Source organism: Klebsiella pneumoniae complex sp. WS1778, assembly GCF_049472055.1.
Taxonomy (GTDB): Bacteria; Pseudomonadota; Gammaproteobacteria; order Enterobacterales; family Enterobacteriaceae; genus Klebsiella; species Klebsiella quasipneumoniae.
In genome coordinates this window covers 17,940-38,934 of sequence record NZ_JBKGTJ010000006.1, presented here as the reverse complement: position 1 = coordinate 38,934, position 20,995 = coordinate 17,940, and the positions used below count along the sequence as shown (strand labels likewise).

Annotated in this window: 22 protein-coding genes and 1 tRNA gene; 12 read left to right on the top strand and 11 right to left on the bottom strand. The window is 61.5% G+C overall.

Annotated features, from left to right (window positions below; all coding sequences use genetic code 11):
* Positions 1 to 7 precede the first annotated feature (7 nt).
* Entirely contained in the window at positions 8 to 1,402 is a 1,395-nt protein-coding gene (locus tag ACLEXF_RS21690; protein WP_049093065.1) for a glycoside-pentoside-hexuronide family transporter, read from the bottom strand.
* 292 nt (positions 1,403 to 1,694) lie between these two features.
* Here ACLEXF_RS21690 and ACLEXF_RS21685 point away from each other — a divergent pair.
* The 5 genes from ACLEXF_RS21685 (at position 1,695) to ACLEXF_RS21665 (ending at position 5,038) form a co-directional block, all read left to right on the top strand.
* Positions 1,695 to 1,789 (top strand) — tRNA-Sec (locus ACLEXF_RS21685).
* A 165-nt stretch (positions 1,790 to 1,954) separates the two neighbouring features.
* Positions 1,955 to 2,422 (top strand): DUF3237 domain-containing protein, encoded by a 468-nt coding sequence (locus ACLEXF_RS21680; RefSeq protein WP_053809853.1) that lies wholly within the window; start codon positions 1,955 to 1,957, stop codon positions 2,420 to 2,422.
* 112 nt (positions 2,423 to 2,534) lie between these two features.
* On the top strand, positions 2,535 to 3,542 hold the full coding sequence (locus ACLEXF_RS21675) for a zinc-binding alcohol dehydrogenase family protein (RefSeq protein ID WP_004205102.1): 1,008 nt from the start codon (positions 2,535 to 2,537) through the stop codon (positions 3,540 to 3,542).
* A gap of 1 nt (position 3,543) precedes the next feature.
* A complete protein-coding gene (locus ACLEXF_RS21670; RefSeq protein WP_004205103.1) occupies positions 3,544 to 3,834 on the top strand; it encodes a putative quinol monooxygenase in 291 nt (96 codons plus the stop codon).
* Positions 3,835 to 3,988: 154 nt separating this feature from the next.
* Positions 3,989 to 5,038 carry an NAD(P)-dependent alcohol dehydrogenase gene (locus tag ACLEXF_RS21665; RefSeq protein ID WP_004205104.1) on the top strand — a complete coding sequence of 350 codons (1,050 nt, stop codon included), beginning with the start codon at positions 3,989 to 3,991 and terminating at the stop codon, positions 5,036 to 5,038.
* On the opposite strand, the gene ACLEXF_RS21660 is transcribed toward ACLEXF_RS21665, so the two are convergent.
* Both ACLEXF_RS21660 and ACLEXF_RS21655 read right to left on the bottom strand, forming a co-directional pair.
* A complete protein-coding gene (locus tag ACLEXF_RS21660; protein WP_004205105.1) occupies positions 5,035 to 5,988 on the bottom strand; it encodes a GlxA family transcriptional regulator in 954 nt (317 codons plus the stop codon). The genes ACLEXF_RS21665 and ACLEXF_RS21660 overlap by 4 nt on opposite strands.
* A gap of 21 nt (positions 5,989 to 6,009) precedes the next feature.
* Positions 6,010 to 6,789: an MBL fold metallo-hydrolase gene (locus tag ACLEXF_RS21655; protein ID WP_064187385.1), complete on the bottom strand. Its 780-nt coding sequence runs from the start codon at positions 6,787 to 6,789 to the stop codon at positions 6,010 to 6,012.
* A gap of 166 nt (positions 6,790 to 6,955) precedes the next feature.
* On the opposite strand from ACLEXF_RS21655, the gene ACLEXF_RS21650 reads away from it, so the two are divergent.
* The gene (locus ACLEXF_RS21650) at positions 6,956 to 7,516 is read left to right on the top strand and encodes an NUDIX hydrolase (RefSeq protein ID WP_048326072.1); all 561 of its coding nucleotides are present in this window, start codon (positions 6,956 to 6,958) and stop codon (positions 7,514 to 7,516) included.
* On the opposite strand, the gene ACLEXF_RS21645 is transcribed toward ACLEXF_RS21650, so the two are convergent.
* The 3 genes from ACLEXF_RS21645 to ACLEXF_RS21635 all read right to left on the bottom strand — a co-directional run bounded on the left by ACLEXF_RS21645 (position 7,506) and on the right by ACLEXF_RS21635 (position 10,226).
* Positions 7,506 to 8,360, bottom strand: coding sequence for a DMT family transporter (locus ACLEXF_RS21645; protein WP_004205109.1), 855 nt, complete (start codon positions 8,358 to 8,360; stop codon positions 7,506 to 7,508). The genes ACLEXF_RS21650 and ACLEXF_RS21645 overlap by 11 nt on opposite strands.
* 24 nt (positions 8,361 to 8,384) lie before the next feature.
* Positions 8,385 to 9,194 carry a lipoprotein NlpA gene (gene nlpA, locus ACLEXF_RS21640; RefSeq protein WP_407259552.1) on the bottom strand — a complete coding sequence of 270 codons (810 nt, stop codon included), beginning with the start codon at positions 9,192 to 9,194 and terminating at the stop codon, positions 8,385 to 8,387.
* 126 nt (positions 9,195 to 9,320) lie between these two features.
* Positions 9,321 to 10,226, bottom strand: coding sequence for an AraC family transcriptional regulator (locus ACLEXF_RS21635; protein ID WP_017900756.1), 906 nt, complete (start codon positions 10,224 to 10,226; stop codon positions 9,321 to 9,323).
* Between the two features lie 118 nt (positions 10,227 to 10,344).
* Between ACLEXF_RS21635 and ACLEXF_RS21630 the strand changes: the two genes are divergently transcribed.
* Positions 10,345 to 10,881 (top strand): carboxymuconolactone decarboxylase family protein, encoded by a 537-nt coding sequence (locus ACLEXF_RS21630; protein ID WP_004205112.1) that lies wholly within the window; start codon positions 10,345 to 10,347, stop codon positions 10,879 to 10,881.
* Between the two features lie 20 nt (positions 10,882 to 10,901).
* Here the strand turns inward: ACLEXF_RS21630 and ACLEXF_RS21625 are convergent, their stop codons facing one another.
* Together ACLEXF_RS21625 and ACLEXF_RS21620 are read right to left on the bottom strand one after the other, a co-directional pair.
* Complete coding sequence (locus ACLEXF_RS21625; protein WP_017900757.1) at positions 10,902 to 11,372, bottom strand: DUF1348 family protein; 471 nt, start codon at positions 11,370 to 11,372, stop codon at positions 10,902 to 10,904.
* Complete coding sequence (locus ACLEXF_RS21620) at positions 11,369 to 12,001, bottom strand: pyridoxamine 5'-phosphate oxidase family protein (RefSeq protein ID WP_023319359.1); 633 nt, start codon at positions 11,999 to 12,001, stop codon at positions 11,369 to 11,371. The genes ACLEXF_RS21625 and ACLEXF_RS21620 overlap by 4 nt, the downstream gene beginning before the upstream one ends.
* 95 nt (positions 12,002 to 12,096) lie before the next feature.
* On the opposite strand from ACLEXF_RS21620, the gene ACLEXF_RS21615 reads away from it, so the two are divergent.
* The gene (locus tag ACLEXF_RS21615) at positions 12,097 to 13,011 is read left to right on the top strand and encodes a LysR substrate-binding domain-containing protein (RefSeq protein WP_114506286.1); all 915 of its coding nucleotides are present in this window, start codon (positions 12,097 to 12,099) and stop codon (positions 13,009 to 13,011) included.
* On the opposite strand, the gene ACLEXF_RS21610 is transcribed toward ACLEXF_RS21615, so the two are convergent.
* A complete protein-coding gene (locus ACLEXF_RS21610) occupies positions 13,008 to 14,501 on the bottom strand; it encodes an MDR family MFS transporter (RefSeq protein ID WP_407259551.1) in 1,494 nt (497 codons plus the stop codon). The genes ACLEXF_RS21615 and ACLEXF_RS21610 overlap by 4 nt on opposite strands.
* Positions 14,502 to 14,581: 80 nt before the next feature.
* On the opposite strand from ACLEXF_RS21610, the gene ACLEXF_RS21605 reads away from it, so the two are divergent.
* The gene (locus ACLEXF_RS21605) at positions 14,582 to 15,229 is read left to right on the top strand and encodes a TetR/AcrR family transcriptional regulator (protein WP_032456747.1); all 648 of its coding nucleotides are present in this window, start codon (positions 14,582 to 14,584) and stop codon (positions 15,227 to 15,229) included.
* Positions 15,230 to 15,967: 738 nt separating this feature from the next.
* Here ACLEXF_RS21605 and ACLEXF_RS21600 read toward each other — a convergent pair.
* Positions 15,968 to 16,384, bottom strand: coding sequence for a GNAT family N-acetyltransferase (locus ACLEXF_RS21600; RefSeq protein ID WP_004205120.1), 417 nt, complete (start codon positions 16,382 to 16,384; stop codon positions 15,968 to 15,970).
* Here ACLEXF_RS21600 and ACLEXF_RS21595 point away from each other — a divergent pair.
* The gene (locus tag ACLEXF_RS21595; RefSeq protein WP_032431163.1) at positions 16,359 to 16,475 is read left to right on the top strand and encodes a hypothetical protein; all 117 of its coding nucleotides are present in this window, start codon (positions 16,359 to 16,361) and stop codon (positions 16,473 to 16,475) included. The genes ACLEXF_RS21600 and ACLEXF_RS21595 overlap by 26 nt on opposite strands.
* Here ACLEXF_RS21595 and ACLEXF_RS21590 read toward each other — a convergent pair.
* Positions 16,435 to 16,557: a hypothetical protein gene (locus tag ACLEXF_RS21590; RefSeq protein ID WP_032426094.1), complete on the bottom strand. Its 123-nt coding sequence runs from the start codon at positions 16,555 to 16,557 to the stop codon at positions 16,435 to 16,437. The two genes, ACLEXF_RS21595 and ACLEXF_RS21590, sit on opposite strands and share 41 nt — an antisense overlap.
* 206 nt (positions 16,558 to 16,763) lie before the next feature.
* Here ACLEXF_RS21590 and eefA point away from each other — a divergent pair, with 206 nt between their 5' ends.
* Both eefA and eefB read left to right on the top strand, forming a co-directional pair.
* Positions 16,764 to 17,888 carry a multidrug efflux RND transporter periplasmic adaptor subunit EefA gene (gene eefA, locus ACLEXF_RS21585; protein ID WP_017900176.1) on the top strand — a complete coding sequence of 375 codons (1,125 nt, stop codon included), beginning with the start codon at positions 16,764 to 16,766 and terminating at the stop codon, positions 17,886 to 17,888.
* Positions 17,888 to 20,995 (top strand): multidrug efflux RND transporter permease subunit EefB, encoded by a 3,108-nt coding sequence (eefB, locus tag ACLEXF_RS21580; protein ID WP_017900177.1) that lies wholly within the window; start codon positions 17,888 to 17,890, stop codon positions 20,993 to 20,995. Before eefA ends, eefB begins: the two co-directional genes overlap by 1 nt.

Sequence of the window (20,995 nt, the reverse complement as noted above, 5' to 3'; positions counted from 1 at the left end):
CGTCCTCTTAGTTTTGCCATTCTTTGTCGATCGGGGCTGTTGCGAAATCTTGTTCATTACGACGCGCACCCTCGGCCAGCTCGGCCATCATTTTTTTCAGGAACGGCGTTTTCAGCGTGTAGAAGCGTTTGGCGATCGCCGCGCTCAGCAGGTAACACACCGCCGGAACGAGGGTGAACAAGGCGATAATAATGGTGAGGGTGGCGCCGTTCTGGGTTTTGGCTGCGGCGTCGTAACCGCCGCCGGCCAGCATCCAGCCGATGAGCGCGCCGCCCAGCGCCAGGCCCAGCTTGAGCACAAACAGGGTGCCGGCAAAGCTGATGCCGGTCAGGCGTTTGCCGTTGCACCATTCGCCGTAGTCGACGGTGTCGGACATCATCACCCACTGGATTGGCGTCACCAGCTGGTGCAGTACGCCAATGGCGAAGATAAAGACGAACATGGTGATTTCGGCATTCATCGGTACGAAAAACATCGCCACGCTGAGCACCGCCAGGAGGGCGTTGGTCCACCAGAAGACGCTGACTTTGCATTTCCAGTCGGTCAGCGGTTTCGCCAGCGCCGAGCCAATCAGGTTGCCGACGCAGTAAGTGGTGAGGAAGACGGTGAACAGCGCCGCCGAGCCCATGATCCAGGTGGTGTAGTACATCATCGCGCCGCCGCGAACGCAGACCGCGAGGATATTGAGAATGGTGAGCACGCCAACCACTCGCCACTGGTCATTGCGCCAGATATCGCGCAAATCTTCGCGCATCGAGGTGCTGCTCGGCGGCGCTTCGACACGCTCTTTGGTGGTAAAAAAGCAGAAGGCCAGCATCAGGAAGGCGATTGCCGACAGCACCGCGATGCCGCCCTGGAAGCCAAGCGCTTTGTCATCTCCGCCGATAACGTTGACCAGCGGCATCATCAGCACGGTGGAGAGCATGCCGCCTGCTGTTGCCAGCACAAAGCGCCAGGACTGCAGGGAGATGCGCTGTGTCGGGTTGTCGGTGATCACGCCGCCGAGCGCGCAGTAGGGGATATTTACCACGGTGTAGAGCAGCGTCAGCAGCGTGTAGGTTACCGCAGCGTAAATAAGCTTGCCGTGGTGGCTTAAGTCCGGCGAGCTGTAGGCCAGTACGCAGACGAGGCCGAACGGTATGGCGCCGAAGAGGATCCACGGGCGAAATTTACCCCAGCGGCTGCGGGTACGGTCGGCCAGCAGGCCCATGCACGGGTCGGAGATCGCATCCAGCGCGCGCGCCAGCAGGAACATGGTGCCGACAAAACCAGCGGGGATGCCGAAGATATCGGTGTAGAAAAACATCATATACAACATAACGTTATCAAAAATGATGTGGCTGGCGGCGTCACCCATGCCGTAGCCAATTTTCTCTTTGACGGACAAAATATGATCTTTCATATGGGCACAATTCCCTTAGCGGCGCCACGGATTGGTACCGGTTACATTTCTTGTAAACCTTTGCCGCAGGAAGATGAATTGCGATATCTCGTTATCAGATTACGTTTCTTGTTTTCTGTGATCGCGGTAGCCTGAAAGCGTATGAAAAAGTGTAACCCATGGATTTTGAAAGGATTTGTTTCAGACTGTTCTGCAAAGTCCAGTTTTAACAGTAAAAAAGTGCGTTCAGGTATGTGGTAAACGGCTGAAAGTAGCTATAATGCGCCCCGCCTCCATGTAGCAATCGAGGCGCGGAAGATCGTCATCTCCGGTGAGGTGGCTGGACTTCAAATCCAGTTGGGGCCGCCAGCGGTCCCGGGCAGGTTCAACTCCTGTGATCTTCCGCCAGTTTGCCTCTGCTCCTCCACCGCCACGCCATACCAAACTGAGCCGCAAAACCCATCATCCCAGTCAATCATTTTCATCCAAACTCTGCGTTATTTTGTCTCCTGCGAACCCGTTACACTGGCGCAAAGGCCGCGTGCCGTTGCCAACCGAAACAGGAGAGCCATGATGACCCCCGAACTGAGACACTGTTTTTCCATTACCATCCAGGTTGATAAACCGATAATCGTTTCCCGCAGTCCGCAAACCGGCAAGCGCCAGCTGATCCCGATTCTCGGGGGCAGCGTTTCGGGTCAACTTCGCGGCCACGTGCTGCCCGGCGGCGTCGACAGCCAGATTATCGAGCCCGACGGCACGTGCAGGCTATCCGCCCGCTATGCCCTGCAGGTGGAGGAAGGAACGGTGTACGTGGAAAACAACGGTATTCGCCGGGTGCCGGCCCGCTATCATGACCAGCTGTTCACCGACGATATGCGCTTTTTTAGCACTATTCCGCCGGAAGAAATCTATTTTCGCACCGTCCCCACCTTCGAGGTGGATACCCCCGCGCTCAGCTGGCTAACCACCTCGCTGTTTATCTGCGCGGGCGGACGTACTCAGGATGGGGTGATGCTCGATTTCTATCAGGTGGGCTGATTTTCACTTTCTGCATATAACTGTTATTGCCGTTAACCCGTTTTTCCCCTCCCGGCGCCGGTCTACTATCGCGTCATCGCTTTATTCACCCGATTCACAGACCGGAGCAGTTATGAAAGCTATCGCCATTACTCAAGCCGCCGCTGACGGCGACAATATCCCTTTTTTAACCGAGATCGACCTGCCGGTCCCTTCCGCCCACGGGCGTGACCTGCTGGTTGCCGTGAAGGCGGTCTCGGTCAATCCGGTGGACACCAAAGTGCGCGCCGGCTTCCAGGGCGACACGCCGCGGGTGCTGGGCTGGGACGCCGTTGGCGTGGTGCAGTCCGTCGGTGAGGAAGTGACGCTGTTCGCACCAGGCGATGAGGTCTGGTACGCCGGCGCCCTGGGCCGGGCCGGCAGCAACAGTGAATATCAGCTGGTGGATGAGCGCCTGGTGGCCCACAAACCGCGCACCCTCGATAACGCCTCCGCCGCCGCGCTGCCGCTGACGGCTATCACCGCCTGGGAGCTGCTGTTTCACCGTCTTGGCGTCACGGAAGGCGGCAACGCGGGCGACACGCTGCTGATCGTCGGCGCGGCGGGCGGCGTAGGGTCGATCCTGACCCAGCTGGCCAGCAAACTGACCGCCATGACGGTGATCGGCACCGCCTCGCGTCCGGAGAGCCAACGCTGGGTCCGCGAGGCGGGCGCGCACCATGTTATCGATCACAGCAAGCCGCTCTCCGACGAGCTGGCGCGCATCGGCATCAACGCGGTGACCCATGTCGCCAGCCTGACCAACACCGACCAGCACTTCAACGCGCTGATCGACGCCCTCGCCCCGCAGGGCAAGCTGGCGCTGATTGATGACCCGGAGACCCTGGACGTGGTGCCGCTGAAAGCCAAAAGCCTGTCCCTGCACTGGGAATTTATGTTCACCCGCTCAATGTTTGAGACGGATGACATGATCGCCCAGCATCAGTTGCTAACCCGCGTGGCGGCCCTGATCGACAACCACACGATCAAAACCACACTCGGCGAACACTACGGCGCTATCACCGCCGACAATCTGCAGAAAGCGCATCGCCAGCTGGAAACCGGACGCGCAGTGGGCAAGATTGTGCTGGAGGGATTTTAAGATGATAACCCTTCTCGCCGTGCTCAAGGCGAAACCAGGCCAAACGGACGCGCTGCGCAAGGTCCTGCAGGGTCTGCTCCTGCCGACGAGACAAGAGCCGGGCAATCTTGACTACGCGCTGTTCCAGCTGCGCGACGCGCCGGATACCTTCTACATGCGGGAGTCCTGGCGTGACCAGCAGGCGCTGGATGAGCATATCGACCAACCCTACTTTCAGGCCTTTATTGGCGAGATGGATTCCCTGCTCGCCGAGCCACTGCGCCTGGACTATCTGACGCCAGTCGCCCCCTGAAAAGTCTGCTCCTCACCCGGTGAGGAGCGGTTTTAACGCTTTGAGCTACCCGTCTCGCATCCCGGGCGCTCCAGGCTACGCTTATCCTTACCGCGCAAAAAACGCTCACCTCCGTCCGCCCGTTTTAACACCGATATAATCAAGAGGTTTCGCTATGCTGATCAACGCTATAGGTACCTACTCCGCCAGCCAACCGCTGGAATCAATGGCCATCACCCGCCGCGAACCGGGGCCGCAGGATGTGCAGATCGCCATCGCCTACTGCGGCGTCTGCCACTCCGATCTCCACCAGGCGCGATCGGAATGGGCCGGAACGCTCTACCCCTGCGTGCCGGGGCATGAAATTGTGGGCCGGGTCACCGCGGTCGGCGAGGCCGTCTCGCGCTACGCCGTCGGCGATCTGGTGGGCGTCGGCTGCATGGTCGATAGCTGTCAACAGTGCGAGGAGTGCGCTGAAGGGCTGGAGAACTACTGCGACCATATGGTGCTGACCTACAACGGACCGACCCAGGACGCGCCGGGCCACACCCTGGGCGGCTATTCACAGCAGATCGTGGTCAAAGAACACTACGTGCTGCGGATAACCCATCCCGAAGCGCAGCTGGCCGCCGTCGCGCCGCTGCTGTGCGCCGGGATCACAACCTACTCGCCGCTGCGCCACTGGCACGCCGGGCCGGGTAAAAAAGTCGGCGTGGTCGGCATCGGCGGCCTTGGGCATATGGGAATCAAGTTGGCCCACGCCATGGGGGCCCACGTGGTGGCCTTTACCACCTCCGAATCCAAGCGTAATGCGGCCAGAGCGCTAGGCGCTGATGAAGTGGTGGTGTCGCGTAACGAAGAGGAAATGGCGGCCCACGTCAAAAGCTTCGATTTCATCCTCAACACCGTGGCGGCGCCGCATAATCTCGATGCCTTCACCACGCTGCTGAAGCGCGATGGCACGATGACGCTGGTAGGCGCGCCGGCCACACCGCATCCGTCGCCGGAAGTGTTCAATCTGATCATCCGTCGCCGGTCGATTGCCGGGTCGATGATTGGCGGGATCGCGGAAACCCAGGAGATGCTCGACTTCTGCGCTGAACACGGCATCGTCGCCGATATCGAACTGATCCGCGGCGATGAGATCAACGAAGCCTGGGAAAGAATGGTCAAGGGTGACGTGAAATACCGCTTCGTGATCGACAGCGCGACCCTCGGCGGCTAAGCGCCGCGGCGAAAGGTACGCCGCCATTCGGTCGGACTGACGCCAAAGCGCGCCTTAAACTGCTGACGCCAGGTGACGGCAGAGAGATAACCCACCGCCTCCGCCACCTGCTCGACCGGCAGATCCCCCGCCTCAAGCAGGCTCTGGCTGCGGCGCAGGCGTTCGGCGGTCAGCCAGTCGGTGATGCTCATCCCGGTCGCCCGGGCGAAGTGGCGGGTCAGGCTGCGGCGGCTCATCGCCACCACCCGGGCCAGCGAATCGAGATTATGCGGCTCGGCAATATGCTGCTGCAGATAATCCAGCAGGCAGTTGATTCGCGCATCGCGGGTATTTTTCGGCACCGGCTGAGCGATGAACTGCGCCTGGCCGCCCTCGCGGTGCGGCGAAACAATCAGCCGCCGGGCGATCTGGTTGGCCGCGAGGCTGCCGTAACGCTGGCGGATGATGTAGAGGCAACAGTCGAGCGCCGCCGCGGTGCCCGCTGAAGTAATGATCCGCTGGTCATCGACGTACAGGGCGTTGATATCCAGCCGCACCTGCGGAAACCGGCGCTGAAAATCCTGCTCAAACTCCCAGTGGGTCGCCGCGCGTTTCCCGTCCAGCAGCCCGGCGTAGCCAAGGACGAACGCGCCCAGGCACAGACCGACGATTTCCGCGCCGTTATTCCGGGCCCGCACCAGGCTATCAAGCAGCGCCTGCGGCGGGCGCCGGTCGACCTCGCCCCAGTAAGGCACCACCACGATATCCGCCTGTTCCAGTACGGCGTAATCGCCGCTGGCGTACAGCGCGAAGCCGTCGCGGGCGCGCAGCAGCCCCGGTCGCTCGGCGCAAATGTGCAGATTAAAGCGTTTGTTTTCAGAGACCGAATCGCCAAACAGCATGCAGGGAACGGCGTAATGAAACGGGCTAAAGCCCTCTACGGCAACAATCGCCACGTCGGTGAGCTTCATCGTTCCTTCCCCTTGCGCACGTTAATAAACCACGGTTTCCCCATCCTGCGGGATACACACGACCTCGGCAATCTGATTATCCAGCGCATACTGGCGCATCTCTTCCCGACTCACCAGGCAGTGGTTGACCGCCTCCAGGTGGATAGCCATGATTTTCGCTTCCGGCAGGGTGAAGTGTACGTTCAGGAGATCCTCTTTGCCCATGATAATCGGGCCAAAGCCGATGACGTGGGCGTAGCCGGCGTTGAGGACCACCACGTCCGGGCGCAGCTTCAGCAGGTCGGCCGCAATTTCATCACGCCAGATGGTATCCCCCACCAGCCACAGCGTCTTCTCCTGCGGATGGCGAAACAGCACGCCGCAGGCCTCGCCCAGGCGTTCGGCTATCGCCGGCACCGCGTAGGTGCGATCGCTGCCGTGCTGGCCGGAGGTGGTTTTCAGCAGGCGCACGCCGGCAAATTCGCTGTCTGCCGTCAGCAGGCGGATATCCTGGAATCCCTGGCTGCGCAGCAGCGCACCGTCGGCCTCGTGCTGGACGAACACCGGCAGGGTTTTCGGGATCGCGGCGATCGCCGCCTCGTCCCAGTGATCGTCATGGGTGTGGGTGACGATCACTGCGTCAACGTCGATAATGTTATCGCGGGAAAAAGGCAAGGCCACCAGCGGGTTGCGCAGCTCGCTGCGCGCGGTGCCCGGAAAACCCGGCCAGGCGCCTTTGTCCGCCAGCATCGGATCGATCAGAAACTTTTTCCCGGCGTATTCAATAATCTGGGTCGCGTTACGGATATGGGTGATGTTCATGTCGGCGTTCCTCAGGGGGTGATTTGACGAACATCGTAATGAGTACCAGCCTGGCGCAATAGGGGCATTTGGGCAAGGATCGATGAAATCGGGCCAACCTGCGGCGATTGCTATCCGTCTCCGGCTATGTTGTTCTGAAGGCTCCATTTTTGACAGGAGTGGCAGGATGAAGAAAAAACTGACCGCCGCCGATATGCACGACCCGCAGGTCATCGCCGAGACGCCGTGGTTCAGCATGCGCAAGGTGGGTATTGATATCGCCCCCGGCGAGCGCCGCGACTTTTACGCCATTCACTATCCCCGCCCGGCGGTGGGGGTTGTGGCTATCCAGGAGGGCAAAGTGCTGCTGATTCGCCACTACCGCTACCTGATCGACAAGGTGGTGTGGGCCATTCCGTCTGGCGGCGTTGACGAAGGGGAAGATCCGGCGGTGGCCGCGCTGCGCGAGCTGCGGGAAGAGACCGGCTGGCAGGCGCAACGCGTCGAGGAGATCATTCGCTTCAACCCCTCCTACGGCAGCAGCGATCAGCTGTTTATCACCTGGCTGGCTACCGGTTTACGCTGGGTGGGGATGGATGCGGATCAGGATGAGGTAATGGAAACCGGCTGGTTTACCTTTGAGGAGATAAACCAGCTGATCGCCCGCGGCGAAATGCCGGACGGGCTGTCGCTGGTGCCGCTGCTGCAATTGATGGCGCAGCCGCGCACCGGGCAGGCTACGGCTTAAGCATTCGCCAGCGGAACCACAGCTGGGCCACGAGGATCAGCACGCCGCCGATAATTTTCTGCAGCGGCAGCTGTTCGCCGTACCACAGCGCGGCGGCAATGACCGTCAGCAGCGGTTCGAGCACCATAATGATCGCCGCGCTGGCCACCGCCGCGTACTTTTGCCCCTTCATCTGCAGACCGAAGCGCAGGCTGGTGGCGATGACAATGCTGGCCACCAGCCAGCCGAAGGTCGGCAGGGTCATCGGCTGGTCCCAGCGTTCAACGGCAGCGGAGATGGTCAACCCGACGATACCAGTGATCGCCAGCTGCACGGTGGTCAGGGGGATCAGCGGTACTTCACGCGCGCAGCGGCTGGTGTAACAGAACCAGATCGACTGCACCAGCGCCGTCAGCAAAAACCAGCCCTGGCTGGGGTGGAAGGCTATCGGCATGTGCAGGCTGAGCAGGCCCAGGCCCACCACCGCGATCGGCAGGCACTCCCACCAGGCCCGCGGCGGACGCACCTTCATCATCACCCACGCGGTCAGCGGGACGAACATCATCGACAGGCTCATAATAAACGCCCCTTCGCCGAGCGACGCCGTCGTGGAGACCGAGTAGATCCACAGGCAGAGGTTGAGCGCAAACCACAGCCCGCTGATGATGAGCTTTGGCCAGTGCTGCTTTTGCGGGCGAAACCCGCGGCAGAACGGCAGCAGCAGCAGCGCGGCGAAGAAGAAGCGCAGCCCAAGGAACGCGAATACCGGCATGCCGGCGATCGCCTCGCGGGAAAAAATCCAGCCGCAGGCGGCAATCACCGTCGCAGCAATCAGCAGCAGGTCAGCCTGCCGTTGGCGTACCATACGCGCCTCTCCCTGTGTGTTGGCTTACCAGCCCGGCACCGCGCCGCCGTTGAAGATAGTCTCAGCCGCCTTCGCCACCTCCGGCGACTGGTACGACTGCATAAACTCCTTCACGTTTTCCGCGTCTTTATTGTCTTCACGGGTCACGATGATGTTCACGTAGGGCGAGTTTTTATCTTCGATAAAGATGCCATCGCGAACCGTCGACAGCCCGGTTTGCTGCAGGTAGGTGGTGCTGATGATGGCCACGTCGACTTTAGGATCGTCGAGTACGCGCGGCAGCTGCGCCCCTTCCAGCTCCATAATTCTCAGGTGATGCGGGTTGTCGGTGATATCCACCGCCGTCGGCAGCAGGCCGGTGCCGGCTTTGAGGGTAATCAGCTTCTCTTTTTGCAACAGCAGCAGCGCCCGCCCGAGATTGGTCGGGTCGTTGGGGATGGCGATCGTCGCGCCGACGTTCAGTTCGGCGACTGACTTGATCTTGCGCGAATAGCCGGCCATCGGGAAGACGAAGGTATTGCCGACCGCCACCAGATGGTAGTTATGCGCTTTGTTGTCCTGCTCAAGGAAAGGCCGATGCTGGAAGACGTTGGCGTCCAGATCCCCGGCGTTGGTCGATTCGTTAGGCAACAGCGAGCCGCTGAACCCCACCAGCTCTACCTCCAGACCATACTTCTCTTTGGCCACCTTCTTCGCCACTTCCGCCACATCCTGTTCAGCGCCATTAATCACGCCGACCTTAATGTGCTTCGCTTCATTACTCTTTTGGTCGCAGCCGACCAGCGCCAGACCCGCCAGCATTACCGCGGCGGCGGCACGTAAACGTAATCTCATCCTCTTCACCCTGTCCGTCCTGACTGTCATTGTTTTTTTCGTGCAAAACTATAGCGACTTTCGGGTGGGGTAATAAACAGCAAACCACGCAACCGGAAATAAAATCATCTTCCCCAGAGCGAAGCACTAGCCCCGTCGCCACTCGCCCGGCGTCACGCCATAGCGCATTTTGAAACGCTTCGAGAAGGACGCCAGCGACTGAAAGCCGCAGCGTTCGGCAATCACCTCGAGGTTGGTCTGACGCTCGAGGCGCAGCAGCCGGGCGGCCAGCGCCATTCGCAGCTGCGACAGCCACGCCTGCGGCGTCAGGTGATAAACGCGGGCAAAATGACGGGCAAAGGTGGCCCGCGACAGAAAGGCGCGGGCGGCCATGGTTTCCAGCGTCCACGGCTGCTCCGGGGTCGCCATCACCGCCAGCACCGCCGGCATCAGGCGTTCATCGCTCATCAGACGCAGCAGCCCGCCGGGCGGCTGCTGCTCGCCAAGCAGCATGCGCAGCAGCAGCACCAGCAGCGTATCGCCGAGGCTGCGCACGATAGCGCTGCCGCCGGGACGCTGCGCCAGGCTTTCGCGGACCAGTATGTTAAGCAACGGCTGCAGCTCCGGGCAGTCTTCGCGCGTATCGGTATGGAGATGGATCAGCGTCGATGCCTCAGTGAACAGCCAGCTAACGTGCGGACCAAAATAAAATTCGCCGCACAGCATCTCCAGCGCCCCCTCCGCCGGGCCGGCGCGCATTTCCGTCACCGTGCCGTTAAACCGGTGCGCTACCGGCAGCACCTGGCCCCACTCCACCAGGCTCTCCATCAGATGCGGCGAACCGTGCGGCAGGAGGACCACATCTCCCGCGCGCAGGTGATGAGTCTGGCCGCCGACGTTAAGCCGCCCCTCACCGCGCAGCACCACGTGCCACGGCACCACGCCGCTGCGCATTTGCTGGTGCCCGGCCTGCCAGCGGCCGCCGAAGCGACAGTGCAGGTTCACTTCGCAGCGCGGCGCCAGCAGCGCCAGCAGATGACTGAGACTGTCCATGCTTCTCCTGAGACGATAAGACAAAAAGGTGAGACGAAGACCGCCAGTCTAGCATGCGGCAACGGCCTAAGATGACCCCAATGCCAACACACACCCTCGATAACAACAGGAGTTAACCATGAGCCGTTTAGCTGATATTCGTGAACAAGACGCCACTGGCAAAGCCGCCGATATTTTCGCCGGGATCAAAAAAGCGATGGGCAAAGTGCCAAACGCCTACCTGACCATCGGCGGCCACTCGCCGGCGGCGTTGCAGCAGGCGCTGGCGCACAATGCGATGCTCCATAAAGGCAGCCTCAGCGCCCAACAGCTGGAGGCGATTAATCTGTCAGTCAGCGAAGCCACCGGCTGTGACTACTGCCTGGCCGCGCACACCCTGATGGCGAAAAAAGCCGGCTTCAGCAGCGAGCAGATCCACGCCCTGCGCCGCGGGGCGTATGCGGAAGAGACACAGCTTGATGCGCTGGTGAAATTTGCGCAGACTCTGGTCACCACCACCGGTACGCTGCCGGAAGCCGACGTCGCCGCGCTACGCAACGCCGGTTTTAGTGACCAGCAGGTGATTGAGATTATCAGCGCCATCAGCGCGATCCTGTTCACCAACATGGTGAACCGGGTTAACGACACGGTGGTCGACTTCCCGAAAGCCGATTAATCCGTCGCGCAGCGCCGGTTTTACAGCCCCAGATCGCTGAGCCCCAGATGATCGTCCGGGCGACGCCCCTGGGGCCAGTGGAACAGGCGCTCGCTTTCAGCGATCGGCAGATCGTTGATGCAGGCGTAGCGCGTCTGCATCAGCCCGTGCTGATCAAACTCCCAGTTTTCATTGCCGTACGAGCGAAACCAGTTGCCGCTGTCGTCGCACCACTCGTAGGCGAAGCGCACGGCGATACGATTTTCCTGCCATGCCCACAGCTCCTTAATCAGCCGATATTGCTGCTCTTTGCGCCATTTTCGCTGCAGGAATTCGACAATTTCCCTCCTGCCATGAACAAACTCGCTGCGGTTGCGCCATTCGCTGTCCACGGTGTAGGCCAGAGCGACCTTTTCGGCATCGCGGCTGTTCCAGCCATCTTCCGCGGCGCGGACCTTCTGGATAGCGCTGTCGCGGGTAAACGGCGGTAACGGGGGACGTTGTTCGGTCATGCTGACTCTCCTCTGCGGGCTAATTGCTGCTGCAGGCGCTGATTCTCCTGCTCCAGGTCATGAATACGTTGCTGCAGGTTCTGGCTGTACTCCGCCACCTGCTGCGCGCTGTAGCGCGGCGTAATGTGCTGCGGGCAGTTCCAGTCAAACGCCTGCAGATGAAAGAGAAACAGGCGCTCGATGCGGGCGCGATAGTTGGCCGGCGCCACCTGCGCCAGCAGCTGCGGGTGGTCCTCTGCCGCCACGACCTCGACGGTGGCGTAGATTTTCAGCCTGGCACGGCGTGGATAATCCATCAAAAACAGGCAGGCCCGGTCGCTGCCGCGCAGGTTGCCGGTGGTGATGTACTGACGGTTACCGCCGAAATCCGCCATCGCCAGGGTGGTGTCATCCAGCAGATGCAGAAACCCCGGCGGGCCGCCGCGGTGCTGGACATAGGGCCAGCCGCTCTGCGACACCGTCGCCAGATAGAAGCTGTCGCGGGTGGCGATCATCCCCGCTTCGCTGTCGCCGAAGCGGTCGGCCTGGCGGCGGCTATGCGGCGTTTGCCACAGCTGGTCGCTGCCCATTTCATGCTGCACATCCATCACGTCCGGGGTGATGGCGATATCGAGAAAGGTTGCTGCCATAGCGCCTCCTGTTGTCTGGCGCCATCATGGACTGTACTGCGAAAAATGATAATACTGATTTAGTGGCAATCATCTTTCCAAAAATCGGGAGAATAATGGATCGATTAAGCGCGATGGCGCTGCTGGTGAAAGTGACCGAGCTGGGGAGTATGTCAGCGGCGGCGCGGGCGCTGAATATGCCGTTGACCACCGTCAGCCGCCATATCGGCGAGCTGGAGAACGCGCTGGGGGTGCGCCTGCTGGCGCGGACCACCCGCAAACTGACGCTCACCGACGCTGGGGTCGATTATGTCGCCGCCGCGCGGCGGATCCTCGAGGAGGTGGAAAACGCCGAGCGCCAGGCGACGGGCGAGTATCAGGAGCCGAAAGGCGAGCTGGTGATCTCTGCGCCGACGATGTTTGGACGCCAGCACGTTCTCCCGGTGATCGCTGAATTTATCGCCCGTTACCCGCAAATTCGCGTCCGTTTGCTGCTCAGCGATCGTAACGCCGACCTGGTGGGCGACCATATCGATCTGGCGGTGCGGATTGGCGACCTGGCGGACAGCAGCATGGTGGCCACCCGCCTCGGCAGGATGCGCATTGTGGCCTGTGCCCATCCGGCGCTGCTGGCGAAATACGGCGAGCCGCAGCGGCCGCGCGATCTGGCGGCGCTGCCGATCATCCGTATTGAATCGCCGATGCCCTATCGCGGCTGGCGCTTTCGCGCCGCTGAGCGCGAGGACCAGCTAATTAATCTGCCGCCGGCGCTATCGGTCACCACGCCGGAGAGCGCTGCCGATGCCGCGCGGCTGGGGGTGGGCGTAGCTCGCTTACTGCACTATCAGGCGCTGGACGGCCTGCGACAGGGTGAGCTCCGTCTGCTGCTGGAACGCGTCGAGCCGGAACCGGCGCCGGTCCATTTGCTGTATACCGTGCGGGACCTGGCGCCGCTTAAGCTGCGCAAATTTATCGATTTTGCCGCGCCGGCGCTGCGTCAGGCGCTGCTGCGCATCGCCGGGGCCGCTTAGTGCGTCGCGGTCTTCAGCGGCGCCTCCTTTAACAGCCAGGAGAGGACAAACGCCATCGCCATAATGCCGGCCGCCATCAGGAACGCCGCGTGGATCGCCGCGCCGAAGGCGTCGAGATAGTCGAGGCGGATATCCGCGGGCAGGTGCTGCACCGCCACCGGATTCATTCCCGGCGGCAGCACCGCGCCTTCCGGCAACAGCTTTTGCAGGTTGCTCTGCAGTACGTGTGTGAACACCGCGCCAAACAGTGCCACGCCGATGGAGCCGCCGATCGAGCGGAACAGGGTCACGCCGGAAGTGGCCACGCCGTACAGCTTCGCCGGCATCGCGTTCTGCACCGCCAGGACCAGCACCTGCATCACCAGCCCCAGACCAGCCCCCAGCACGCCGGTAAACAGGTACAGCTGCCACAGCGGCGAGTGAATGGTTATCCGGGTCAGCAGCACCATGCCGGTCACGCCAAGCAGGGTGCCGAGGATCGGAAACAGGCGATATTTACCGGTCCGGCTGATAATGCGCCCACTGATAACCGAGGTCAGCAGCAGGCCGCCCATCAGGGGGATCAGCTGCAGCCCGGCCTCGGTGGGGGTCGCCTCCTTCACCACCTGCAGATAGAGCGGCAGGAAGGTGACCGACCCGAACAGCGACATGCCGATGACGAAGCCGATCAGGCTGCACAGCAGGAAGCTGCGGTTGCGGAACAGCGACAGCGGAATAATCGGCTCGGCGGCCATCCGCTCTTCGTAGATAAAGCCGATGACACCCACGATGCCGAAGGCCAGAATGCACCACAGCTGCGGGTCATTCCAGGCATGGACGCTGCCCCCTTCCGAGGTAAACAGGATGATGCACAGCAACGCCATGCTGAGGTAAATCGCTCCCAGCCAGTCAATCTGATGCTGGCTGCGTTTACTGCTGCTGTGGAATACCGCGCCGATCACCAGCAGCGCGAAGAGGCCCAGCGGCAGATTGATGTAGAAGATCCAGCGCCAGGAGGCGTGTTGCACCAGAAAGCCGCCGATCAGCGGGCCGATCACCGTCGCCAGGCCAAAAACGCCGCCGAACAGACCCTGATAGCGGCCGCGGTTGGCGGGCGGGATGACGTCGGCCATCGCCGCCATGCTGATCACCATCAGGCCGCCGCCGCCGAGCCCCTGCAGGCCGCGCATCAGCACCAGCTGGGTCATGTTTTGCGCCAGCCCGCAGAGGGCGGAGCCGACGAGAAACAGCCCAATCGCCACCTGCAGCACGATTTTGCGACCGAACAGATCGCCGAATTTACCGTACAGCGGCACCGCGATGGTGGAGCTGAGGATATAGGCGGTGACCACCCAGGAAAGCTTGTCCAGCCCCCCCAGTTCGCCGACAATCGTCGGCAGCGCGGTGGAGACAATGGTCTGATCCAGCGCGGAGAGCAGCATCACCAACAGCAATGCGCTGAACAGCAGGCGTATCGACTGCACCGGTGGATTCGCGACTTGAGAAGTCATTACAACGCTCGCTTGAAATTAATTAAATGCATAATTAATATTTAGTGAAAGAATGAGTCGGGTCAAGAGATCGCCATATCATGACAGCACAAAAGGATCAGAATGCCCCCCGCCGCCCGGGGCGACCGCGTGGAAAAAAACCGGGTACCGCCAACCGCGAACAGCTGATGGACATCGCCCTGACGCTGTTTGCCCGCGACGGTGCGGCCCGCGTGTCGTTGAACGCCATCGCCAAAGAGGCCGGGGTAACGCCGGCGATGCTGCATTACTATTTCAGTTCGCGGGATGCGCTGGTGACGCAGCTGATTGAGGAGCGCTTTATGCCGCTGCGCAACCACATCAGCCGCATCTTTGTCGACCATCCGCAGGACCCGGTGCTGGCGCTGACGATGATGGTCGAAACGCTGGCGCATATGGCGGAGAAGAACACCTGGTTCGCGCCGCTGTGGATGCAGGAGATCATCGGCGAGATGCCGATCCTGCGTCAGCATATGGACGCCCGCTTCGGCGAGGAGCGTTTTCAGGTGATGCTGGAGGCAGTGCGCCGCTGGCAGCTGGAGGGCAAGATTAACCCGGCGCTGTCGCCGGAGCTGCTGTTTACCACGGTGATTAGCCTGGTGCTGGTGCCGTTTTCGCGCATCCACAGCGATCCGCGTTTACAGGCGGTCAACCGCCAGACCATCGTCAGCCACGCCCTGGCGTTGATGGGCCACGGCGTCGGGGGTTAAGCGCAGCCGCCGCCCGGCAAAAGCTTTTGTAGCCCGGATAAGGCGCCACGCGCCGCCATCCGGGATTTTCCCTGCTCGCGCTACGCTTAGCAGGGCTACAGTCGTAGGCCGGGTCAGGCGCAGCCGCCACCCGGCGAAATAACGACACAACCGGAAATGTCCCTGTTCGCACTATGTTTGGCAGGGCCACAACGTTTAGCAGGGCTACCACTCCCGTGTTATATCCGGGCAGATTGCGCTCCCGGTTGATCTTCTGCGTTATGTCTCTTATGGAGCAGGGAGCGCACAGGGGGTGGCCAGTCGCCGCCGCCCCCTGTACCCCCGGGCTCCGGCCAGCAAAATCGCCGCTGCGCGGTGCCTTCGACTTATCCCTGCAGGCTTCGGGTCGGGCCGAGGCAGCGTCCATGCAAAACACGGCCCTCAGCCCGCATCCATGCGGGCTGCCCCGGCCTTCCGGGAACGTCTCAGCGATTTTGAGGCCGCCAGCACCGGCAGTTTCAGTCGCGCAAGTGGTTAAATTAACAACAGGTCGCACGAACCCCAGGACGGGTAAGGCGATAGCCGCCACCCGGCAAGAATACAGGTGACGTGCCTGATATCCTGCCCGGCGGCGCTGCGCTTGCCGGTCCTGGGTGGGGCGAAACTACGGGAGAACGGTGTAGGCCGGATAAGGCATTTATGCCGCCATCCGGCACAATCACAGGTACGGTACCTGACCGCCCGGCGATATCAGGATCGTTACAGCGCTTTCGACAAATAGTGACGCTGCATCCCCGCGTGCGGGAAGTCGGGCAGCGACATCTGCAACTGATAGCCTAATTTCTGATAAAACGGTAACGCCTGGAAGCTAAAGGTATCCACCAGCAGATGGCTGCAGCCCAGCGCCTGCGCCTGCCGCTCCGCCTCCTGCATCAGCTCGCTTCCCAGCCCGCGTCCGCGGGTCGCCTCGCTGACCCACAGATACTCAATACACAGCCAGTTGCCTTTGCGTTTGGCAATCAGCCCGCCCTGCATCACCCCTTGCGCATCGCGGGAGTAAACCCCCAGATCGCCAAACTGCGCCGCATCAAGATACTGCTGATTATAGTGCCGCAGACCGGCAAACAATTCTTGTTGATCGTCGGGATTAATGCTTTTTGTAATGATTAACGCCATTAACTATCTCCAGTATCGCGATGCCGAATGGTTATTTTCCCTCTCCACTTTCACAAAAAATTCTTATTTTCTCCATGATTATTTGCCTTAATTTTTTGCGTTCTAAAAGTAAGCAAAAAAACCTTTCCATTATCGCGGCGGATCGTATAATGGCAAAAAATGAGAATGATCATTCTCACCACAAAACCAGAGGAGATGCGCTTTTCACCTCCTGAAGGCCGAAGAGGTTGGCTTCAGCGGAGACACAATAACAATCACGTTCAGGAACATCTGTGTTCCTTTTTTGTCATTTTCGCTTAGCCGAAAATGCCTCAGCGCCCAACCTATTCCCTCGTTTTTAAATAAACGGGGCGGACGTCTTATATCTTGAGAAAATATAATGAAATACATCATAGCTCCCATCGCGACAGCATTATTTCTCCTTAGCGGATGCGATAATGCGCAGACATCTGCCCCGCAGCAACCCACGCCGGAAGTGGGCGTGGTCACTCTGCAAAGCCAGCCGGTTCCGGTAGTCAGCCAGCTCACCGGCCGCACCACCGCCTCGCTCAGCGCCGAAGTACGCCCGCAGGTGGGCGGCATCATCCAGAAGCGCCTGTTTACCGAAGGCGATATGGTGAAGGCCGGGCAGGCCCTTTACCAGATCGATCCCTCCAGCTATCGCGCGACCTGGAACGAAGCGGCGGCGGCGCTGAAACAGGCCCAGGCGCTGGTAGTCTCCGACTGCCAGAAGGCTCAGCGCTACGCGTCGCTGGTCCGGGATAACGGCGTCTCCCGCCAGGATGCCGACGACGCCGCCTCCACCTGCGCCCAGGACAAGGCCAGCGTGGAATCGAAGAAAGCGGCGCTGGAGAGCGCGCGCATCAACCTGAACTGGACCACCGTCACCGCGCCGATTGCCGGGCGTATCGGCATCTCGTCGGTCACGCCGGGGGCGCTGGTCTCCGCCGATCAGGATACCGCGCTGGCGACGATCCGCGGGCTCGACACCATGTATGTCGATCTGACGCGATCCAGCGTCGATCTCCTGCGCTTACGCAAACAAAGCCTGGCCAGCAACAGCGACACCCTCAGCGTGACGTTAACCCTGGAAGATGGCAGCACCTATCCGGAAAAAGGGCGTCTGGCGCTCACCGAAGTCGCCGTCGATGAATCTACCGGCTCGGTAACCCTGCGCGCTATCTTCCCCAACCCACAGCACGTCCTGTTGCCGGGGATGTTTGTTCGCGCACGCATCGATGAAGGCATCATGAACGACGCGATCCTCGCCCCGCAGCAGGGGATTACCCGCGATGCCAAAGGCAACGCCACGGCGCTGGTGGTCGATGCCGACAACAAAGTTGCGCAGCGCGCCGTGGAAACCGGCGACACCTACGGCGATAAATGGCTGGTGCTGAGCGGCCTGAAAGCGGGCGACAAGCTGATCGTCGAAGGCACCGGTAAAGTGGCCCCTGGCCAGACGGTGAAGGCCGTTGCCGTCAACAATAACGGAGGCAACGCCTGATGTTCTCCCGTTTCTTCGTGCGTCGCCCGGTCTTTGCCTGGGTGATCGCCATTCTGATTATGCTCGCCGGCGTGCTGGCGATCCGCACCCTACCGGTGGGCCAGTATCCGGACGTCGCACCGCCGGCGGTGAAAATCTCCGCCACCTATACCGGCGCCTCTGCCGAAACCCTGGAGAACAGCGTCACCCAGGTCATCGAGCAGCAGCTTACCGGCCTCGACCATCTGCTCTACTTCAGCTCTACCAGCAGCTCCGACGGCTCGGTCAGCATCACCGTCACCTTTGAGCAGGGGACCGACCCGGACACCGCCCAGGTGCAGGTGCAGAACAAAGTCCAGCAGGCGGAATCGCGGCTGCCGAGCGAAGTCCAGCAGTCCGGCGTGACGGTGGAAAAATCGCAGAGCAGCTTCCTGCTGATCCTCGCGGTGTATGACAAAACCGACCGCGCCACCAGCTCCGATATCTCCGACTGGCTGGTCAGCAACCTGCAGGACCCGCTGGCGCGCGTGGAGGGCGTCGGCAGCCTGCAGGTGTTCGGCGCAGAATACGCGATGCGCGTCTGGATGGATCCGACCAAACTCGCCTCCTACTCGCTGATGCCTTCCGACGTCCAGTCGGCGATTGAGGCGCAGAACGTGCAGATCTCCGCCGGTAAAATCGGCGCCCTGCCGTCGTCCAGCGCCCAGCAGCTGACCGCCACCGTGCGCGCGCAGTCGCGGCTGCAAACCCCCGATCAGTTCAAAGCGATCATCGTGAAAAGCCAGGCCGACGGCTCGGTGGTGCGCCTGAGCGATGTCGCGCGGGTGGAGATGGGCAGCGAGGATTACACCGCTACCGCCAATCTGAACGGCCATCCGGCCGCCGGGATCGCGGTGATGATGGCCCCCGGCGCCAACGCGCTGGATACCGCGACCCTGGTGAAAAGCAAGATCGCCGAATTCCAGCGTCAGATGCCGCAGGGATACGATATCGCCTATCCGAAGGACAGCACCGAGTTTATTAAAATTTCGGTCGAGGACGTGATTCAGACCCTGTTCGAAGCGATCGTTCTCGTGGTCTGTGTGATGTATCTGTTCCTGCAGAATTTCCGCGCGACGCTCATTCCGGCGGTGGCGGTGCCGGTGGTGCTGCTCGGCACCTTCGGGGTGCTGGCGCTGTTCGGCTACTCGATTAACACCCTGACGCTGTTCGCTATGGTGCTGGCGATCGGCCTGCTGGTGGACGACGCCATCGTGGTGGTGGAGAACGTTGAGCGCATTATGCGCGACGAAGGGCTGCCCGCCCGGGAAGCCACCGAAAAATCGATGGGCGAAATCTCCGGCGCGCTGGTGGCGATCGCCCTGGTGCTGTCGGCGGTCTTTCTGCCGATGGCCTTTTTCGGCGGCTCGACCGGGGTCATCTATCGCCAGTTCTCGGTGACCATTATCTCGGCGATGATGCTGTCGGTGGTGGTGGCCCTGACCCTCACCCCGGCGCTGTGCGGCGCGCTGCTCAGCCACTCCAGGCCTCATACCAAAGGGTTCTTCGGCGCGTTTAACCGCCTGTGGGGGCGTACGGAAGCGGGCTACCAGCGCCGCGTGCTCGGCGGCCTGCGCCGGGGCGCGGTGATGATGGGCGCTTACGTCCTGATTTGCGGGGCGATGGCGCTGGCGATGTGGAAACTGCCGGGCAGCTTCCTGCCGGTGGAGGACCAGGGCGAGATCATGGTCCAGTACACCCTGCCCGCCGGGGCCACCGCGGTGCGCACCGCCGAGGTGCGCCGCCAGGTAACCGACTGGTTCCTGACGAAAGAGAAAGCCAATACCAACGTCATTTTCACCGTCGACGGCTTCAGCTTTAGCGGCAGCGGTCAGAACGCCGGGATGGCCTTCGTGTCGCTGAACAACTGGTCGCAGCGCAAAGGCGACGACAATACCGCCCAGGCCATCGCCCTGCGCGCCAACAAAGAACTTGGGGCGATCCGCGACGCCACCCTGTTCGCCATGACCCCGCCGTCGGTGGACGGTCTCGGACAGAGCAACGGCTTCACCTTCGAGCTAATGGCCAGCGGCGGTACCGACCGCGACAGCCTGATGAAGCTGCGCAGTCAGCTACTGGCGGCGGCCAACCAGAGCGGCGAGCTGCAGTCGGTGCGCGCCAACGACCTGCCGCAGATGCCGCAGCTGCAGGTGGATATCGATAACAACAAAGCGGTCTCGCTGGGGCTGTCGCTGAGCGACGTGACCGATACGCTCTCCAGCGCCTGGGGCGGCACCTACGTGAATGACTTTATCGATCGCGGCCGGGTGAAGAAGGTCTATATCCAGGGCGAGAGCGACGCGCGCGCGGTGCCCTCCGACCTTGGCAAATGGTTCGTTCGCGGCAGCGATAACAGCATGACGCCGTTCTCCGCCTTCGCCACCACCCACTGGCAATACGGCCCGGAAAGCCTGGTGCGCTACAACGGCTCCGCCGCCTTTGAGATCCAGGGCGAAAACGCCGCCGGCTTCAGCTCCGGCGCGGCGATGGACAAGATGGAAAAGCTGGCCGACAGCCTGCCGGCGGGCTCCACCTGGGCGTGGAGCGGCATTTCGCTGCAGGAAAAGCTGGCCAGCGGCCAGGCGATGAGCCTGTACGCCATTTCGATTCTGGTGGTGTTCCTGTGCCTGGCGGCGCTGTATGAGAGCTGGTCGGTGCCGTTCTCGGTGATCATGGTCATCCCGCTCGGCCTGCTCGGCGCGGCGCTGGCGGCGACGCTGCGCGGCTTAAGCAACGACGTTTACTTCCAGGTGGCGCTGCTGACCACCATCGGCCTGTCGTCGAAGAACGCCATCCTGATCGTCGAGTTCGCTGAATCCGCCGTGGATGAGGGGTATTCGCTCTCCCGGGCGGCGATCCGCGCCGCGCAGACCCGTCTGCGCCCCATTGTCATGACCTCACTGGCGTTTATTGCCGGGGTGCTGCCGCTGGCCGTCGCCACCGGCGCCGGGGCCAACAGCCGCGTGGCGATCGGCACCGGCATCATCGGCGGCACCCTGACGGCCACCCTGCTGGCGGTGTTCTTTGTGCCGCTGTTCTTCGTGCTGGTGAAACGCTTCTTCACCCGCCAACGTCCTTCTCAGGAGTAA

Excerpts from the sequence above, each read along its gene's own strand:
- ACLEXF_RS21690 (WP_049093065.1), bottom strand. The coding sequence starts at position 1,402 with ATGAAAGATCATATTTTGTCCGTCAAAGAGAAAATTGGCTACGGCATG.
- ACLEXF_RS21680 (WP_053809853.1), top strand. The coding sequence starts at position 1,955 with ATGACCCCCGAACTGAGACACTGTTTTTCCATTACCATCCAGGTTGAT.
- ACLEXF_RS21675 (WP_004205102.1), top strand. The coding sequence starts at position 2,535 with ATGAAAGCTATCGCCATTACTCAAGCCGCCGCTGACGGCGACAATATC.
- ACLEXF_RS21670 (WP_004205103.1), top strand. The coding sequence starts at position 3,544 with ATGATAACCCTTCTCGCCGTGCTCAAGGCGAAACCAGGCCAAACGGAC.
- ACLEXF_RS21665 (WP_004205104.1), top strand. The coding sequence starts at position 3,989 with ATGCTGATCAACGCTATAGGTACCTACTCCGCCAGCCAACCGCTGGAA.
- ACLEXF_RS21660 (WP_004205105.1), bottom strand. The coding sequence starts at position 5,988 with ATGAAGCTCACCGACGTGGCGATTGTTGCCGTAGAGGGCTTTAGCCCG.
- ACLEXF_RS21655 (WP_064187385.1), bottom strand. The coding sequence starts at position 6,789 with ATGAACATCACCCATATCCGTAACGCGACCCAGATTATTGAATACGCC.
- ACLEXF_RS21650 (WP_048326072.1), top strand. The coding sequence starts at position 6,956 with ATGAAGAAAAAACTGACCGCCGCCGATATGCACGACCCGCAGGTCATC.
- ACLEXF_RS21645 (WP_004205109.1), bottom strand. The coding sequence starts at position 8,360 with ATGGTACGCCAACGGCAGGCTGACCTGCTGCTGATTGCTGCGACGGTG.
- nlpA (WP_407259552.1), bottom strand. The coding sequence starts at position 9,194 with ATGAGATTACGTTTACGTGCCGCCGCCGCGGTAATGCTGGCGGGTCTG.
- ACLEXF_RS21635 (WP_017900756.1), bottom strand. The coding sequence starts at position 10,226 with ATGGACAGTCTCAGTCATCTGCTGGCGCTGCTGGCGCCGCGCTGCGAA.
- ACLEXF_RS21630 (WP_004205112.1), top strand. The coding sequence starts at position 10,345 with ATGAGCCGTTTAGCTGATATTCGTGAACAAGACGCCACTGGCAAAGCC.
- ACLEXF_RS21625 (WP_017900757.1), bottom strand. The coding sequence starts at position 11,372 with ATGACCGAACAACGTCCCCCGTTACCGCCGTTTACCCGCGACAGCGCT.
- ACLEXF_RS21620 (WP_023319359.1), bottom strand. The coding sequence starts at position 12,001 with ATGGCAGCAACCTTTCTCGATATCGCCATCACCCCGGACGTGATGGAT.
- ACLEXF_RS21615 (WP_114506286.1), top strand. The coding sequence starts at position 12,097 with ATGGATCGATTAAGCGCGATGGCGCTGCTGGTGAAAGTGACCGAGCTG.
- ACLEXF_RS21610 (WP_407259551.1), bottom strand. The coding sequence starts at position 14,501 with ATGACTTCTCAAGTCGCGAATCCACCGGTGCAGTCGATACGCCTGCTG.
- ACLEXF_RS21605 (WP_032456747.1), top strand. The coding sequence starts at position 14,582 with ATGACAGCACAAAAGGATCAGAATGCCCCCCGCCGCCCGGGGCGACCG.
- ACLEXF_RS21595 (WP_032431163.1), top strand. The coding sequence starts at position 16,359 with ATGCTTTTTGTAATGATTAACGCCATTAACTATCTCCAGTATCGCGAT.
- ACLEXF_RS21600 (WP_004205120.1), bottom strand. The coding sequence starts at position 16,384 with ATGGCGTTAATCATTACAAAAAGCATTAATCCCGACGATCAACAAGAA.
- ACLEXF_RS21590 (WP_032426094.1), bottom strand. The coding sequence starts at position 16,557 with ATGATCATTCTCATTTTTTGCCATTATACGATCCGCCGCGATAATGGA.
- eefA (WP_017900176.1), top strand. The coding sequence starts at position 16,764 with ATGAAATACATCATAGCTCCCATCGCGACAGCATTATTTCTCCTTAGC.
- eefB (WP_017900177.1), top strand. The coding sequence starts at position 17,888 with ATGTTCTCCCGTTTCTTCGTGCGTCGCCCGGTCTTTGCCTGGGTGATC.